Below are 16291 nucleotides of genomic sequence, written 5' to 3' on the forward strand. Positions count from 1 at the left end.
CGGCCTTCGCGGGTTGGAGGAAATGCCGTGCGAGGATAGCCGGAGGCGGGCGTGTAGGACAGCGCGGCGCGCAAGCGCTTGGCGCGCGCCAAGCACACGCCCGGCGCAGCCGGAGCCGCGCCCGGCCGGCGGCGCGCCAGCGCCGTCCGACGACACGGGCTTTGCCCGTGGCGCGCTGTTCGCGCACCGGAACCGCCGGTTTGAGTCGATCGACCGCGCCGAAGCCGGTATCATGACGATGCCACCTGCCCGGAGCCGTCCGCCATGTCAGACCCCCTCGCCGCCCCCGCTGAGGATGTCGCAGCCCGTTTGGATGCCTATATCGACGTGGCGATGCGGCGTCCGGTCGGGATCACGCGCGACGGGACGATGCGCGTCGTGATGCTCTCGCTCAAGGACTATGCGCGGCTGGTGCGGCGCGACCGGCAGGCGATCAGGACCGGGGATTTGGAGGGCAAGACGCTCGACGCCATCCTCAACGCCGAAATCCCCCAGAAGGCCGAGCGGTTCAATGGCTTGTTAGCCCATCACCGCGCCGCGTCGGCTGACGCGAAAGACCGCAGGCGAACCGCAGACGATCGTTAGCCGGTCAAGCTCAGCGAGGCAAGGTTGAACGCCTTGGGTCTGCAGCATGTCTTGCTCTTCGGCTCGACCGCGCGCGGCGAGGCCTCGGACTCGTCGGATGTCGATCTGGCGGTGATGCTCGACGCGGCGGCGGGGATTGACCTGTTCCGCTTTGCCGCGCTTCCGAGGACGGATCGCGGATGCTCGGCGCGCAGGTCTATATGGTAGTCGAGCCGGCGCGGATGCGGGCCGAAATCTATCGGGACCGCGTGCGCGTCTACTGAGCGAGAGGCGCTGCTGCGCATGTACCCAAGACACTGGAGGGCAGACTTTCACTCCAAACGGGCGAAAGCGTCTCGTCCTCGATACAAACCAGTTAAATCACTTGCGTAACGCTTTCGACTTATTAATACTCCGTTTTAACTGCATCAATCAGACTGGTATAGCTGTGAAGATTAGAGCGATATCCGCGAAAGGCTTTCGTACTCTCGAAGATTTTCACATAGAATTTCAACCACATTATTTGCGCGATATCGGGAAGAAATAATGCGGGTAAATCTGTCGTAGTTTCCATAGTACAGTTCTTTCTGAATGACGAAGATGAATTTCGGTATAGTCCGTTTAATTCTTCAATTTCATTTTCAAAAGATCACACGCAGTGGTCCGACGATACTATTATGACTATAGAGATTGATATATCAATTGATCGTCTTGAAGACTCAGAAATGTTTTTCTTCTTGGAGCGGTTTAGTGATTCGCCTCTAAATGGCGATCATGCCAGAGTAGTTATGCGCAATAAATATCAATTAGACGGCGAGATTAATTTGGAGTGCGAGGTCAATTCACAGAGATTAAAATATCAAGCTGCGAACGAAGTATTGAAAAAATTTCGATCTTCCCAGAACCTGATTGTACATAACTCTACCGCAAACAATCGTAACATATTTTTCGTCGGTGAATCATATACCGAGGTTTTGGAAACAAATTTCTCCTCAGACGATCGCAAGAAGATTTCTGAAGCGCAAACAAGGCTTCAAAATAGTGTGAAGCGCGCAGCGAAGCAGCACAAAGAAGATTTGGATAAGCTTTTAGGGCGACTCAGTGATAAATATCAAGTCGAATTAAGTTCCGTATCGGGTGTTAGATCTGCAAAATTTCCACTGGAAGTCAAATTAACCGACAAAAGAGTCGATATTTCACTTAAAGATTGGGGAGCCGGAACACAAAATCGAACACGGATATTGATGTCTGTCCTCGAAACTATTCGACTGCGAGATTCAGCAAATAGTGAAAATAGGACTACGCCGGTATTTATTGTCGAGGAACCGGAAAGTTTTTTGCATCCATCGGCCCAAGCTGAGTTCGGTCAGGTACTGAACGCCCTCGCCGATGAACTAAAAATTCAAATTGTTGCGACTACACACAGCCCATATATGCTTAATCAGAGTCAGCCGGCTGCTAACTTTCTACTAGAGCGAAAATCGGTTAGAGGCTCACCTAAAAATACTGTACTTCGCGATACTTCTGGCGATGAATGGATGGCGCCATTTGCTGAAAATCTTGGGATTGTGCCAAACGAATTTACAAACTGGAAGAAATTGTTTGGAACTCATACGTCAAGCGTTGTGTTGGTAGAAGGAGATATTGACAAAGAATATTTTGATCACATCAAGGGAAATTATTCATCTATATATTCCATCCCCGGAGATGTTGAGATAGTTCCTTACGGCGGTAAAGACGCTTTAAAAAACACCTCAATTCTTCAGTTCATGATAAATAAATTTGGTCGCGTTTACATAACGTTTGACTTAGATGCCGAAGCAGAAGTGAAAAGGGCACTGGAAAGAATAGGGCTTCTTCCAATCGTTGACTTTTGCGCAATCGGCAAAGACGCTCCGGGTTCAGAATGTATCGAAGGACTCCTTCCTACACAAATAAAGCAGAAGGTGTATTCTGAAAAATACGATCTTGTCACGGCGCTCTCGTCACAGGACACCTCTGCTAGAAAATCAGCAAAGAATCGACTTAAAGCGGAATTTCTTGAGGTCTTTAAATCTCAGACACTTTCCACTAGAGATTTGGTAGATTTCAAAAAGTTATTTGATCAAATTTCAGCGGCCTTTATAAAATAGCACCGTAAATTCTGCCATGATAACAACCCGCAAGCAGATATTTTCTCGCTTTTATCACACACCACTAGTTCCAAGACCATCCAACAACGGCTTCAAATACCGCCCCGTAAAGCTCGCCGGCACCTTCACCACCTGCTCAGGCGTGCCCTCGGCCACGATCTCTCCACCTTTGACGCCGCCCTCAGGCCCAAGGTCGATCACCCAATCCGCCGTCTTGATGACGTCGAGATTGTGCTCGATCACCACCACGGTATTGCCCTGCTCGACGAGCGCGTGGAGCACTTCGAGCAATTTGCGCACGTCCTCGAAGTGCAGCCCGGTCGTCGGCTCATCGAGAATATACAAAGTCTGCCCGGTCGCCCGGCGTGACAGTTCCTTCGCCAGCTTGACGCGCTGCGCCTCGCCGCCTGACAGCGTCGTCGCCTGCTGGCCGACCTTGACGTAGCCAAGCCCGACTTCCTGCAACATCGCCATCTTGTCGCGGATCGGCGGCACCGCCTTGAAGAATTCGACCGCATCCTCGACGGTCATGTCGAGCACGTCGGCGATGCTCAGCCCCTTGAACTTCACCTCCAGCGTCTCGCGGTTGTAGCGCGCGCCGTGACAGACGTCGCAGGTCACATAGACGTCGGGGAGGAAGTGCATCTCGATCTTGAGCAGCCCGTCGCCCTGGCACGCCTCGCAGCGCCCGCCCTTGACGTTGAAGCTGAACCGGCCGGCCTTGTAGCCGCGCGCGAGGGACTCCGGCAGGCCGGCGAACCAGTCGCGGATCTGGGTGAAGGCGCCGGTATAGGTCGCCGGGTTCGAGCGCGGGGTGCGGCCGATCGGCGACTGATCGATGTCGATCACCTTGTCGAGATATTGCAAGCCCGTGATCTTGTCGTGCTTGCCCTGGACGATGCGCGCGCCGTTGAGCGCGCGCGCGGCGGCGGCGTAGAGCGTGTCGATCGTGAAGCTCGACTTGCCCGAGCCGGAGACGCCGGTGATGCAGGTGAAGGTGCCGAGCGGGATGCTCGCGGTCACCCCGCGCAGATTGTTGGCGGTGGCGTTGTGGACGGTGAGCTTCTTGCCGTTGCCCTTGCGGCGCTTGGCGGGCACCGGCACGACGCGGCGCCCGGCGAGATAATCGGCGGTGATGCTGCCTTCGGTGGCGAGCACCTCCTCGAACGTGCCCTGCGCGATCACGGTGCCGCCGTGGACGCCCGCGCCCGGCCCCATGTCGATCACATAATCGGCGGTGCGGATCGCATCCTCGTCATGCTCGACGACGAGCACGGTGTTGCCGAGATCGCGCAGCCGCCTGAGCGTGGCGAGCAGCATGTCGTTGTCGCGCTGGTGAAGCCCGATCGAAGGTTCGTCGAGCACGTAGAGCACGCCCGACAGGCCGGAGCCGATCTGCGAGGCGAGCCGGATGCGCTGGCTCTCGCCGCCCGACAGCGTGCCCGAGGTGCGATCGAGGTTGAGGTAATCGAGCCCGACGTTGTTGAGGAAGCCGAGGCGTTCGAGGATTTCCTTGAGGATGCGTTCGGCGATCGCGCTCTGCTGCGGGGTGAGATCCTGCGGGATCGCGGTGAACCAGGCGAGCGCATCGACCACCGACAGGCGGGTTACGCTCGAGATGTCGCGCATGCCGATCTTGACCGCGAGCGCCTCGGGCTTGAGCCGCGCGCCGTGGCAGACCTCGCAAGGGGCGGCGCTTTGGTATTTGCTCAGTTCCTCGCGCATCCACGCGCTTTCGGTGGAGAGCATGCGGCGGTTGAGGTTGCCGATCACGCCCTCGAACGGCTTCTTGACGTCGTACGACTTCTTGCCGTCGATGAAGGTGAGCGTGACCGGCTTGCCGCCCGTGCCGTGGAGGATGATGAGTTTCACCTCGCCGGGCAGGTCTTCCCACGGCGTATCGAGGCTGAAGCCGAACTCACGCGCGAGGCTGCCGAGCACCTGCATATAATAGGGCGACGGCGGGTTGGACTTGGCCCAGGGCACGACCGCGCCCTTCTTGATGCTGAGCGCGTGGTTGGGGACGACGAGGTCTTCGTCGAACAGCAGCTTCTCGCCGAGCCCGTCGCAGGTCGGGCAGGCGCCTTGCGGGGCGTTGAACGAGAACAGGCGCGGCTCGATCTCGGCGATGGTGAAGCCGGAGACCGGGCAGGCGAATTTTTCCGAGAAGACGATGCGGTTGTCCGGGATGCCGGTGCCTTTCATCTTCTTTGCAGAGGCGGGCTTTCCCGTCCCGTTCGTGTCGAGCGCAGTCGAGACACCCTGCGCCGCGCCCGAGGCTTGTCCCTCGACTTCGCTCGGGACGAACGGAGGTTGGGTGCCCCCCACGTCCGCGACGGTCACATCGACCAGATCGACATAGGCCAGCCCTTCGGCCAGCTTCAGCGCGGTCTCGAAGCTGTCGGCCAGGCGCGTCGCGCTGTCGGGGTTCACCACCAGGCGATCGACCACCACCTCGATGTCATGCTTGAGCTTCTTGTCGAGCGCGGGCGCCTCGTCGATCTCGACGAGTTCGCCGTCAATGCGGACTCGGGTGAAGCCCGCTTTCTGCCACTCGAGCATCTCCTTCTTATACTCGCCCTTGCGGCCGCGCACGACCGGCGCGAGCAGGTACAGCCGCGTGCCCTCGGGCAGCGCCATCACCCGGTCGACCATCTGGCTGACGGTCTGCGCGGCGATCGGCAGGCCGGTGGCGGGGGAATAGGGGATGCCGACGCGCGCCCACAGCAGGCGCATGTAATCGTAGATCTCGGTGACGGTCGCCACGGTCGAGCGCGGGTTGCGGCTGGTGGTCTTCTGCTCGATGCTGATCGCGGGTGACAGGCCCTCGATATGATCGACATCGGGCTTCTGCATCATCTCGAGGAATTGGCGCGCATAGGCGCTCAAGGATTCGACGTAGCGGCGCTGGCCCTCGGCATAGATCGTGTCGAACGCGAGGCTCGACTTGCCCGAGCCGCTGAGGCCGGTGATGACCGTCAGCGTATCGCGCGGGATATCGACCGAGACGTTCTTGAGATTGTGCTCACGCGCGCCGCGCACGGAAATGGTGGTAAGGGCCATGCCGGTGGTTCTAGCTTTGTTCTGAACGGGATTCCAGTGCGCAAGATAGGGCGCCGATCGCGGGCGTGCGAGGGGGCGGGGGCGACAAAGCGCGCGGGCGCGATCCTTTCGGGGTTGGAACGAGCCGCGGCGTCACCCATTAAGGGGGTCTTTCCCCCACTTTTCACAGAATTGGTTGGATGATGATCGTGACGACGACCCGCCGGCTCGCGCCGCTGCTCGGTGCCGCCTGCCTGTTGACCGCCGGCGGCGCGGCGGCGCAGCAGCGCGACGACGCCCCCGCTCCGCCGGCGAAGCCCGCGCCCGCCGCGCCCGCGCCCGCGCAGGTCGATATCGGCGCGCCCGCCCCCGCCGCCGCGGCCGACAGTTCGGCGACCAACACGCAGAAGCCCGCCAACGACGCGGCCCCGCCGCAGCGGCGGCGCTTCACCCATGCGCTCCACCCGCGCGACATGTCGCCGGGCAACGGGATCGGCGACACGCGCTATCAGGCGCCGCCCGGCCTGTTCGCCGACTGGCGCGACACCCGCACCGCGTTCGGCAAGCGCGGCATCGAGCTTTCGGCACGCTATGTTTCGGAGAGCGGCTATAATTTCACCGGCGGCAAGAAGCGGCTCGCCACCGAGACCGGGCAGGCCGATCTCGGCGCGAAGTTCGATCTGGATAAACTCGCCGGGATCGACGGCGGTACCTTCCAGGCGACGCTGACCTGGCGGCGCGGGCGCAACCTTTCGGACGACGCGGGGCTCAACACGCTGCAACAGGTGCAGGAAGTCTATGGCCGCGGCCAGACCGTGCGCGTCACTGAGCTATGGTATCAGCAGAAGCTCGGCGACCGGATCGAGGTGAAGCTCGGGCGGACCAATCCGGGATCGGACTTCGCGGTGTTCTCCTGCCATTTCGAGAACCTCAGCTTCTGCGGCGCGCAGCCGGGCAATTTGGTTGGCGATTATTGGTACAACTGGCCGATCGCCGAATGGGCGGGCATCGTCCACGCCGATGTCGCCAAGGGGGTGTATCTGCAGGTCGGCGGCTATGTCGAAAACCCCAATGATCTGAAGAACAACTTCTTCGTCGCGCGCTTCGGCGGCGCGACCGGCGTGCTGATCCCGTTCGAGGCGGGCTGGACGCGCGGGCTGGAGGGCGGGCACGTCGGATCGTACAAGATCGGCGGCTGGTATTCGACCACCGCCGGCGACGACGTGTTGCTCGACGTGAATCATCAGCCGAGCGTCATCACCGGGCTGGCGCCGCTCAAACATTCGGGGCGCTACGGCGTCTATGCGAGCGTGCAGCAGCAGATCAGCGGCACGTCGAAGGACGGCAAGGCGCTGACCGGGCTCGGCGTGTTCGCCAACGTGACGCAAGCCGATCGCGCGACCAGCGTGACCGACAACCAGGTCGCGCTTGGGCTATTCTATAAGGGGCTGCTGCCCGGTGTGGGCGGCGATGTGCTGGGCGTCGCGGTGGGCCGCACCAACGTCAACGGGCGCGCGGCGCGGGCGGACCTGCTGGTGCCGGGCACGCCGGTGCGCGACGCCGAATATGCAGCCGAAGTCTATTACAGCATCACGCCGGTGCCGTGGCTGGAATTGCAGCCCAACGTGCAGGTGATCCACCACCCCGGCGGCGTGAAGACGCTGAGCGATGTCGGCGTGCTCGGGTTGAAGGCGGCGCTGACGCTGTAGGCGCTGGGAAGCGCGGGGGCTTTGCTGCGCGTGCCGCGCGCCTCTGCCCGCCGTTCGTCCTGAGCGCAGTCGAAGGACGGGCCGCGGGCGACACCGCCCTGGGACACGCACTTCGACTGCGCTCAGTGCGAACGGGGGGAGTGGAGGTGCGTGATCTTCGCCTCTGGCGGGGCCGATGTCGATGAATGGAATGGCCGAAATCGGCGAGCCGCCGCAGCTTTCGCGATGCTGTTTTCGACTTGAGTAGCCCTGATTTTCTAGACGCCTTCCGCTTTCAATCGTGAGCGGGAGAAGCGGCGCCATTTGACCGCGCATCACTCCTCGCCCGAAGACCGCATCATGCGAAGGCCAGCTCGTGCGATGAAAACACCGAGCACACACGGGATGATGCCAACGAGCAGCACCGGGGAGGCAGAAAGCATGGGGCCGGGCTGCTCGATTATACCCGGAAGCGAGAACAGTATCACCGCGCCGGTACAAAGGCCCGTCGTACCAGCCAGCAATATGCCCATCGCGACGAGAACGCCGCCCAGGAATTTGATCATGCGATGCTCCTGACTCGGCGATGGTTCACCTTCGCGTCGGCCAGCACGGCCTCTCCGGCCGCGCCCGGACGGTAGAACAGGTTGAAGGTGTCGAACGGGATGATCGCGCCATCGGGTTGGACGAAGTGGACGCAACTCCGTTTCACCGTTCCAAGGTCGAAGTTGAAGCGATCCAAGAATTGCGAGATGACGACACGGAAGGTCTGCGCATATCCGATTTCCTCGGGCACGGCCGCTTCAGGCAGGCAGCAGAGCAGGCTTGCCAGTTTTTCCGAAGTATCCGCCTGCGCGGTGGAGAGCGAGAGAAGCTGGAAGATGCGGTCTTTGAGTTCGGGATAGGCCTCGAAGCTCACCGTGTTGGGAGCAGCCGCGACGAACAGCTCTCGCGGCAGCATTGCCGTCACGGGTGCGACATCGCGTCCGTTTCGCAGACCATAGCCGATACAGATCTGGTCGGGATTGCAGGGCAGCGGGATCAGATCCCCAAGCGCAAAAACACCCGCCTCGGCGATGCGCCGACGGATTTCGGTAAGTGTGATGCGATGCTGCTTGGCATCGAAGCCATCGTTGCGGCCGGTATCCTGCACCGGTTGAAAGGTGACCCCCCGCACGCACCGCCACTCCAGCGCGTGGCGCACGATGTCGGGGATCTGTTGGTCGTTCACGCCTTTCTTCACCGTCACCACGAGCGTGGTCGAAATGCCGGCGGCCTCCAGCGCCTCCAGCGCGCGACGGCGCATGGAACTGAGACGCGCACCGCGGAGCACCATCAACGCCTCGTCGTCCAGCGCGTCGAACTGGAGGTAGATCTCGAAGCGCGGCCGGAACGCGGCGAGACGGGCAACGAAGTCGGGCTCCCGGGCGATGCGCAGCCCATTGGTGTTGACCATGAGGTGACGGATCGGCCGCCTTCGAGCGGCTTGGAGGATTTCGAAAAACTGTGGGTGGATGGTCGGCTCGCCGCCGGAAATCTGGACGAGATCGGGCTCCCCCTCCGCAGCGACGATCACGTCGAGCATCGCCTCCACCTCGGCGAGCGGGCGGTGGCCGAGGTGATGGATCGAGGAGCCGGCAAAACACACCGGGCAGCTCAAATTACAGGCCTCGTTGATCTCGATCAGCGCCAGGCAGCTATGTTGCTCGTGGTCGGCGCACAGACCACAGTCGAATGGGCAACCGTGGTCCGTGCGAGAGTGGATGGCGAGGGGGCGATCACCGGGCTTCAGCCAGTCCTTTGCGGCTCGCCAGTATCCGACGTCGTCGGAAATCACGGTCTTGGTCACGCCGTGCACGCGGCAGCGCTTGCGGTAAAAGACCAGATCACCTTCGACGATGATCTTGGTCGGCACGGGCAGCAGGCACGTTTCACACAGGCTCGTCGTCTCACCGAAGAAGAGGTAGGGGGCCGCTCCCCGCAGCGGCGCGCTCGTGGTAGAGGTCGGCTCTGTAGAAAGCGCATCCATAAGCAACCAACCCCAAGCATAGCAGATGGAAGATGTTTAGCGGTCCAATCAACGTTGGATAGGGCTTCAAGAACTCCCAGACGAAACGCTGCGCCCCGTACCAGCCCGCGAGCACGTAGAAGCTGCGGCGCAACGCCCAACTCTGCTGTCGCTGTTGCGCGGCACCGTAGACGATCAAGAACATCAGCATCGCGAGCGACTCGTATACCTCGACCGGCTGGCGTCCTACGCCGTCTCCCAAATCAACCGCCCAAGGCAGTGATGTCGGTATGCCGTAGGTTCCGTCAGGAAGTCCTGCGAACAGGCAGCCCCAGCGCCCGACAACGATCCCCGCGGCGATCGGCCCGACGAACGGCGTCCCCGTCGATCCCCGCAGCCCGATCGCACGTTTGTAGATCTCGACGCCGATGATCGCCCCGGCAAGGGCGCCGGCGATGCTGTGCGACAGGATGGGAGTCGCCATGCGAAGCGTGTTGGCGGAGCCCAATGCCCATGCGCCCGCCAGCGCGCCGATGGCGAGCGCGGCGAAATAGCCGGAGCCTGTGGTCTGGGCCAGTCGCTCGGTAGCATCACGCAGCCGCCATCGATGCAGCATCGTGCCCGTCACGGCCGATGCCGCCCATGCGAGGACGTCGAACAGGGTATGCGCCCAAGGCGCCGTCGGGATCACGAGCATGGATGGGTCGTCCGATGCTTCCGGCTTGCCTGCAAGCATTGATGACTGAAGGGCCGGTTTTGGTCAGGCGCCAGCGTGGTGCGGAATGTCGCATAGCGGGTCGGCTCAGACCACGCTCAGCCGGGTCGAGAGCGTCCTCACCGTCAACGTCCAAAAAGCGCGGTGTGCTGTCGATTTTCAGCATGATCGCGCAGGATCTGAACGGCGCGGAGGCTGCCAGCCGCCTGGTAGATGATCGATGCCTTGGTGCGACGGAGCCGCCCGTGGGCAACGGGCCCTGATCCCGGCCGTATGCTCAGGGTTTTTCCGGATTATTTGCCACAGCCAGACGAGGCATCATTTTGAATCTACCTGCGCCGCACCCTCTTCTTCCGTCCATCCGCCGCCGAGCGCGCGGATCAGGCGGATGCTGGCCTGCAAGCGCCGGGTGTCGAGATCGAGCGCGGCGCGGCGCACCCGCAGCGCTGTGGTCTGCGCGGTGAACACCTCCAGATAGGTCACGGCACCCTTGCTGTAGCGGTTGAGCGACAGGCGCTCGGTCGCGGCGGCCTGCCGTACCGCTTCGTTCTCGGCGGCGGCTTCGTCACCGAGGTGGTGGAGCAGCGCGAGATTGTCCTCGACCTGCTGGAACGCGGTCAGCACCGTGGCGCGATAGTCCGCGCTCGCACTCGCCCAGCGCGCACGCGCGACGGCGAGTTCGGCGCGACGGCGACCGCCATCGAACAGGTTGAGCACCGCGCTCGGCCCGATCGACCAGATTTGGTTGGGCGCGGAGAACAGGCCGGGCAGGCCGGTGTTCTGGAAGCCGCCGCTCGCGCCCAATCGGATCGCGGGGAAGAAGGCGGCCTTGGCCACGCCGATCGCGGCATTGGCGGCGGCGACGCGGCGTTCGGCGGCGGCGATGTCGGGCCGGCGCTCGATCAATGTGGCGGGCAGCCCGAGCGGGACGGCGGGCACGTCGAAGTCGGTCGCGACCGGGGCGATGGTGAAATCGGAGGCAGGGGTGCCGACCAGGCTCGCGATGGCATGTTCGGTGAGCGCGCGGGCCGCCGCGACCTCGGCGAGCTGCGCGCGCGCCTCGGCGAGTTGCGCGGCGGAGCGGCTCGTCTCGATACCGCTGACGATGCCGGCCTGGAACCGCCGCGCGATCAGGTGATCGGCCTTGGCGAAGGCGTCCACGGTCTGCGTCAGCAGCACCGCTTGCCGGTCATAGCCGCGCAGCGCCATGAAGTCGGTGGCGAGTTCGGCTTGCAGGCTCAGCCGGATCGCGGCGAGGTCGTCGCCGGACGCCTGCACCTCCGCCTTGCCCGCCGCGACGCTGTTGCGGACCCGGCCCCACAGATCGAGTTCATAGCCGAAGCTCGCTTGGACGGTGTCGGCGCTGTAGATATCCGGCTGGTTGGCGCCGCGCAGCGGGCGGTTGTCCGACTGGCGGTTGCGGGTGATGTCGGCATCCACGCCCAATTGCGGCAGCAGCGCGGCCCGGCTCTGGCCGAGATAGCCGCGCGCCGCGTCGTAGCGGGCGAGCGCGCCGGCATAGGTCGGGTTGTCGGTGGCGACCTTGCGCTCGAGCGCGTCGAGCGTCGGATCGCTGAACACCGCCCACCAGTCGCCGCGCGGCGCCGTGTCGGCGGGGGCGGCGGGTTGCCACGGCCCGGCTTCCTTGAACGCCGTGACCGTGGGCGTGACCGGCGGGTGATAGGCCGGGGCGAACGAGCAGCCGGCGGTCGTGACCAGCAGCGCCAGCGCGGACCAGGCGCGCTTAGCCATGCGTCTTGTCCTCGACGCGCACCAGCTCGCCGTCGGCAAGCGAATCCGGGGGATTGTCGACGATCTTCTGCGCCGCCGACAGGCCCGAGGTGATCTCGACGCTCGGCCCGAGATCACGACCGATCGTGACGGGGCGCAGATGGATGTGGCGATCCGCGCCGACCGTCGCGACCTGCGTGCCCTGCGCGCGGAAGATCAGCGCGCTCGACGGGATCTGGACCGTACCGGTCTGGCCGCGCACGTCGAATTTGACCTGCGCATAGCCGCCGGGCTTGAGCGCGCCGTCGGCATTGTCGGCGATGAGCTGGACCTGGAAAGTGCCGGTCTGCTGGTTGATCGCGCCCGAATTGCCGATGACATGCGCGTTGAAGGTGCGCGCCGGATAATCGGGGGTGGTGAGCGTCGCGGTCAGCCCCGGAGTCATGCCCGCCGAATAATTTTGCGGCACGTTGACGTAGATGCGGATCTTGCGCGTGTCGGCGACCGAGAACATCGGCTGCTGCACCGATGCGCCGGGGCCGACGAGATCGCCGATATCGGCGTTACGCGACGTCACGGTGCCCGCGAACGGCGCGCGTACGGTCGAGAACGCCTTCTGCGCGAGCAGCCGGCCGAGATCGGCGCGCGCCGCTTGCACCGCCGCGGTGCGCACCGCGAGGTCTCCGTTCTTCTCGTCGGCTTCCTGCTTCGAAACCGAATTGTCGGTGAGCAGATCGTTCCAGCGCGCCGCCGTGCTGCGCGCGAGGCTGGCGTGCGCCTGCGCGCTGACCAAGGCGGCGCGCGCCGAGGCGATCTGCTGGTCGAGTTCGGGCGTGTCGATCCTGCCGAGCGGGGTGCCCGCGCCGACGCTCGCACCGATGTCCTTGTACCACGCGCTGACGTAGCCGCCGACGCGGGCGTAGAGCTTGGCGGCGTTCCACGCCTGCATCGTGCCGGGCAGCGTCAGCGCGTCGCTCGCCGACGCGCCCTTGGCGGCGACGAGATGGACGGTCGGCACCGAGCGCGCGTCCGACCAGGCCTGCGCGGTCTGCGTGTCGCCCCGGCGCACCATCGCGCCCGCCGCGACCACGCCGATCGCGGCGACGACGGCGACGACGCCGGCGGTCTTGAGGCCCTTGGGGGCGGGTGCCTGAACGGGTTCAGCCTGCATGAGCGAGAGATCCGGTTGCGAGAGGGTCGGAAGCCGCGCGCCGGTGCTTGCGGTGCGCGATCGAGAAGACGACGGGGACGAAGACGAGCGTGGCGAGCGTCGCGCAGATCAGCCCGCCGATCACGGCGCGCCCGAGCGGGGCGTTCTGCTCGCCGCCTTCGCCCAAGCCGAGCGCCATCGGCGCCATGCCGATGATCATCGCGAGCGCGGTCATCAGCACGGGGCGGAAACGGGTCGCGCCCGCCTCGGCGGCGGCGCGCAAAGCATCTCCCGTTGCGGCGAGCCGCTCGCGCGCGAAGCTGACCACCAGCACCGAATTGGCGGTGGCGACGCCCATGCACATGATCGCGCCGGTGAGCGCCGGCACCGATAGCGGCGTGTGCGTCGCGAACAGCATCCACACGATCCCGGCGAGCGCGGCGGGCAGAGCGGAGATGATGACGGTGGGATCGACCCAGCTCTGGAAGTTGACGACGATCAGCAGGTAGATGAGCACGATCGCGCCGATCAGGCCGAAGATGAGCCCTGAAAAGGCGGTGTTCATCGTCTCGACCTGGCCGCGCAGCTTCACGCTCGATCCCTTGGGCAGCGTGGCCTTCGCACCATCGAGCACCGCCCGGATGTCCGCCGCCACCGCGCCGAGATCGCGGCCCTGAGTGGTCGCATAGACATCGTAGGAGGGCTGGACGGCGTAATGCGTCACCACCGCCGGCGAGGGTTCGCGGTGGAGCGTGCCCAGTGCGCCGAGCAACTGATAGGTGCCGCTCGACCCGGTGATCGGCAGGTTCTGCAGCGCCGACAGACTATCGGTACGATATTGCGGCGTCTGCACCACGATCGGATAGGAGACGCCGTTCTTCGGGTTGAGCCAGAAGGCGGGCGCGACCTGGAAGCTGCCGGCGAGATTGACCGCCATGCTGCGCGTCACGTCGTTCTCGGTGATGCCGAGCCGGTTGGCCTGGGCGCGATCGACATCGAAGCCGAGTTCGGGATAGGCCTCGGTCTGCTGGACGCGCACGTCGGCGATGCCGGGGATGTGCTGCATCTTCTCGGCGAGCGCCTGCGCATAGGCCTTGCCGCCTTTGATGTCGCTCCCGGTCACCATCACGTCGATCGGGGCGGGGGCGCCGAAGTTGAGGATCTGGCTGATGATATCTGCGGGCAGGAACGAGAAGACCGAGCCGGGGAACGCATCGGGCAACGTCTTGCGAAGCGCGCGGACATAGCCGGCGGTCGGTTTGTGACCTTCCGACAAAGTCACGAGGATGTCGCCGTCCTGCGGACCGACCCCGCCGGTGTTCGAATAGGCGCGGTTGATGCCCGAGACCGGCATGCCGATGTTGTCGACGATCGACACCAACTCGTCGGGCGGGATCACCGAACGAATACGATCCTCGACATGGTCGAACAGCGCCGCTGTCTCCTCGATGCGCGTGCCGATCGGCGCGCGGACGTGGAGGTTGATCTGGCCCGCGTCGATCGTCGGGAAGAAGTTGCGCCCCAGCATCGGCACCAGCGCGAACGAGAGCAGCACGACCGCCATGAACACGGGCACGAACACGCGCCGCCGCGCGAGCGCGAAGTCGAGCAGCGAGACATAATAGCCGCGCACCTTCTCGAAACGATGCTCGAACCCGCTCTGGAAGCGGCGGAACACGTTGCGGCTGCCGGGGCGGCCGGCCTTGGCATCGTGGCTGACCATCACCTCGGCGGTGTGCTCGGTTGCGTGCGTGCGCAGCAGATAATTGCCCATCGTCGGGACGAGCGTGCGCGACAGCACGAACGAGGCGATCATCGCGAACACCACCGCCATCGCCATCGGGGCGAAGAGGAAGCCGGCGACGCCGGGCAGGAAGAACATCGGCAGGAAGGCGATGCAGATGCACAGCAGCGACACGAACGCCGGGCCGACGATCTGCTCGGCGCCGTCGAGGATCGCGGCGCGCACCGACTTGCCCTGTTCGAGATGCCAGTTGATGTTCTCGATCGTAACGGTGGCATCATCGACGAGGATGCCGACCGCGAGCGCGAGCCCGCCCAATGTCATGATGTTGAGCGTCTGCCCGGCCATCGCCAGCCCCGCCACCGCCGCGAGGATCGCGAGCGGGATCGACGCGGCGATGATGACGGTCGATCGCCAGGAACCGAGGAACAGCAGGATCATCAGCGAGGTGAGCGCGGCGGCGATCACCCCTTCCTTGATGACCCCCGACACCGCCGCCTTCACGAACAGCGACTGGTCTGACAGCGGCTGCACCTTGAGCGAGGGCGGCAGCGTCTCGCGTATTTTCGGAAGCAGCGCCTTGGCCTGATCGACGATCGCGATGGTCGAGGCAGCGCCCGACTTGAGGACCGTCATCAGCACCGCGCGCCCGCCATCGACGCGCACCACGTTGCGCTGCGGCGGCGATCCGTCGCGGACGTGGGCCACGTCGCGCATCAGCACGGTCGCGCCATCGACGGTCTTGATCGGCAGGTCGTTGAGCTGCGCGACCACCTCGGGCGAGTTGTTGAGGCGGACGTTATATTCGTACTGGCCGATCTTGGTGGTGCCCGCCGGCACGATCTGGTTCTGCGCCGCCAGCGCAGCGCCGACGTCGCTTGCCGACAGGTGTCGCGCCTGAAGCGCATCGGGATCGAGATCGATCTGTATCTGGCGTTCCTTGCCGCCATAGGGCGAGGGGATCGCCGCACCCTGCACCGAGGCGAGCGCGGGGCGGATGAAGTTCTGGCCGAGATCGTAGATCTTCTGTTCGGACAGATCCTTCGCCGACAGCGCGAGCTGGAGGATCGGCACGGTCGAGGCGTTGTAGTTGAGGATCTGCGGCGGGGTGATGCCCGGCGGCATCTGCTTGAGCACGGTCTGCGAGGCGGCGGTCACCTGCGCCGAGGCGGTGCGGATATCGACGCCGGGTTGGAAGAAAATCTTCACGATGCCGACGCCGTTCAGTGACTGGCTTTCGATATGGTCGATGTCGTTGACCGTGCTCGAAAGCTGGCGCTCGTAATAATAAACGACACGACCGGCCATGTCCTCGGGCGGCAGGCCGCGATAGGTCCATACCACCGCGATCACCGGGATTTTGATGTCGGGGAAGATATCGGTCGGGGTGCGCACCCACGCGATCGAGCCGCCCAGCACGATCAGGATGGCGAGGACGACGAACGTGTAGGGCTTGCTGAGCGCGAGCTTGACGAGTTGCAGCACGGAGCGCCGGCCTCTTTTCCAGGAAACGAGGC

The 16291-nt window shown here is 63.7% G+C and carries 11 protein-coding genes and 1 pseudogene; 4 read left to right on the forward strand and 8 right to left on the reverse strand.

All coding sequences use genetic code 11. The features are described 5' to 3' along the window. Positions 1-264: 264 nt before the first annotated feature. The 3 genes from BLS81_RS18875 (at position 265) to BLS81_RS18885 (ending at position 2696) form a co-directional block, all read left to right on the forward strand. Positions 265-585: a type II toxin-antitoxin system Phd/YefM family antitoxin gene (locus tag BLS81_RS18875; protein WP_143023410.1), complete on the forward strand. Its 321-nt coding sequence runs from the start codon at positions 265-267 to the stop codon at positions 583-585. A gap of 51 nt (positions 586-636) precedes the next feature. Next, the gene (locus tag BLS81_RS18880) at positions 637-792 is read left to right on the forward strand and encodes a nucleotidyltransferase domain-containing protein (protein WP_256326338.1); all 156 of its coding nucleotides are present in this window, start codon (positions 637-639) and stop codon (positions 790-792) included. Positions 793-1094: 302 nt separating this feature from the next. Then, entirely contained in the window at positions 1095-2696 is a 1602-nt protein-coding gene (locus BLS81_RS18885) for an ATP-dependent nuclease (protein ID WP_256326344.1), read from the forward strand. Between the two features lie 54 nt (positions 2697-2750). Here the strand turns inward: BLS81_RS18885 and uvrA are convergent, their stop codons facing one another. Next, a complete protein-coding gene (gene uvrA / locus BLS81_RS18890) occupies positions 2751-5759 on the reverse strand; it encodes an excinuclease ABC subunit UvrA (RefSeq protein WP_093226231.1) in 3009 nt (1002 codons plus the stop codon). A 182-nt stretch (positions 5760-5941) separates the two neighbouring features. Between uvrA and BLS81_RS18895 the strand changes: the two genes are divergently transcribed. Next, positions 5942-7447 carry a carbohydrate porin gene (locus BLS81_RS18895; protein WP_371128310.1) on the forward strand — a complete coding sequence of 502 codons (1506 nt, stop codon included), beginning with the start codon at positions 5942-5944 and terminating at the stop codon, positions 7445-7447. Between the two features lie 314 nt (positions 7448-7761). Here the strand turns inward: BLS81_RS18895 and BLS81_RS18900 are convergent, their stop codons facing one another. From BLS81_RS18900 to BLS81_RS18925, 7 genes and pseudogenes are all read right to left on the reverse strand, one after another. Further along, entirely contained in the window at positions 7762-7992 is a 231-nt protein-coding gene (locus BLS81_RS18900; protein ID WP_093226234.1) for a hypothetical protein, read from the reverse strand. Beyond that, complete coding sequence (locus BLS81_RS18905; protein ID WP_256326340.1) at positions 7989-9341, reverse strand: radical SAM protein; 1353 nt, start codon at positions 9339-9341, stop codon at positions 7989-7991. Before BLS81_RS18905 ends, BLS81_RS18900 begins: the two co-directional genes overlap by 4 nt. 34 nt (positions 9342-9375) lie before the next feature. After that, positions 9376-10170, reverse strand: a complete 795-nt coding sequence (locus tag BLS81_RS18910; RefSeq protein WP_256326341.1) for a prolipoprotein diacylglyceryl transferase family protein — start codon at positions 10168-10170, stop codon at positions 9376-9378. Between the two features lie 76 nt (positions 10171-10246). Next, positions 10247-10388, reverse strand: a pseudogene (locus tag BLS81_RS21205) (integrase); the annotation flags it as partial. Between the two features lie 79 nt (positions 10389-10467). Continuing rightward, positions 10468-11901: an efflux transporter outer membrane subunit gene (locus tag BLS81_RS18915; protein WP_093226238.1), complete on the reverse strand. Its 1434-nt coding sequence runs from the start codon at positions 11899-11901 to the stop codon at positions 10468-10470. Then, positions 11894-13051 carry an efflux RND transporter periplasmic adaptor subunit gene (locus tag BLS81_RS18920; RefSeq protein ID WP_093226240.1) on the reverse strand — a complete coding sequence of 386 codons (1158 nt, stop codon included), beginning with the start codon at positions 13049-13051 and terminating at the stop codon, positions 11894-11896. Before BLS81_RS18920 ends, BLS81_RS18915 begins: the two co-directional genes overlap by 8 nt. Continuing rightward, positions 13041-16259, reverse strand: a complete 3219-nt coding sequence (locus BLS81_RS18925) for an efflux RND transporter permease subunit (RefSeq protein WP_176787260.1) — start codon at positions 16257-16259, stop codon at positions 13041-13043. Before BLS81_RS18925 ends, BLS81_RS18920 begins: the two co-directional genes overlap by 11 nt. Between the last annotated feature and the right edge of the window lie 32 nt (positions 16260-16291).

The sequence above is a fragment of the Sphingomonas sp. NFR15 genome (genome assembly GCF_900103265.1).
Taxonomy (GTDB): domain Bacteria; phylum Pseudomonadota; class Alphaproteobacteria; order Sphingomonadales; family Sphingomonadaceae; genus Sphingomonas; species Sphingomonas pollutisoli.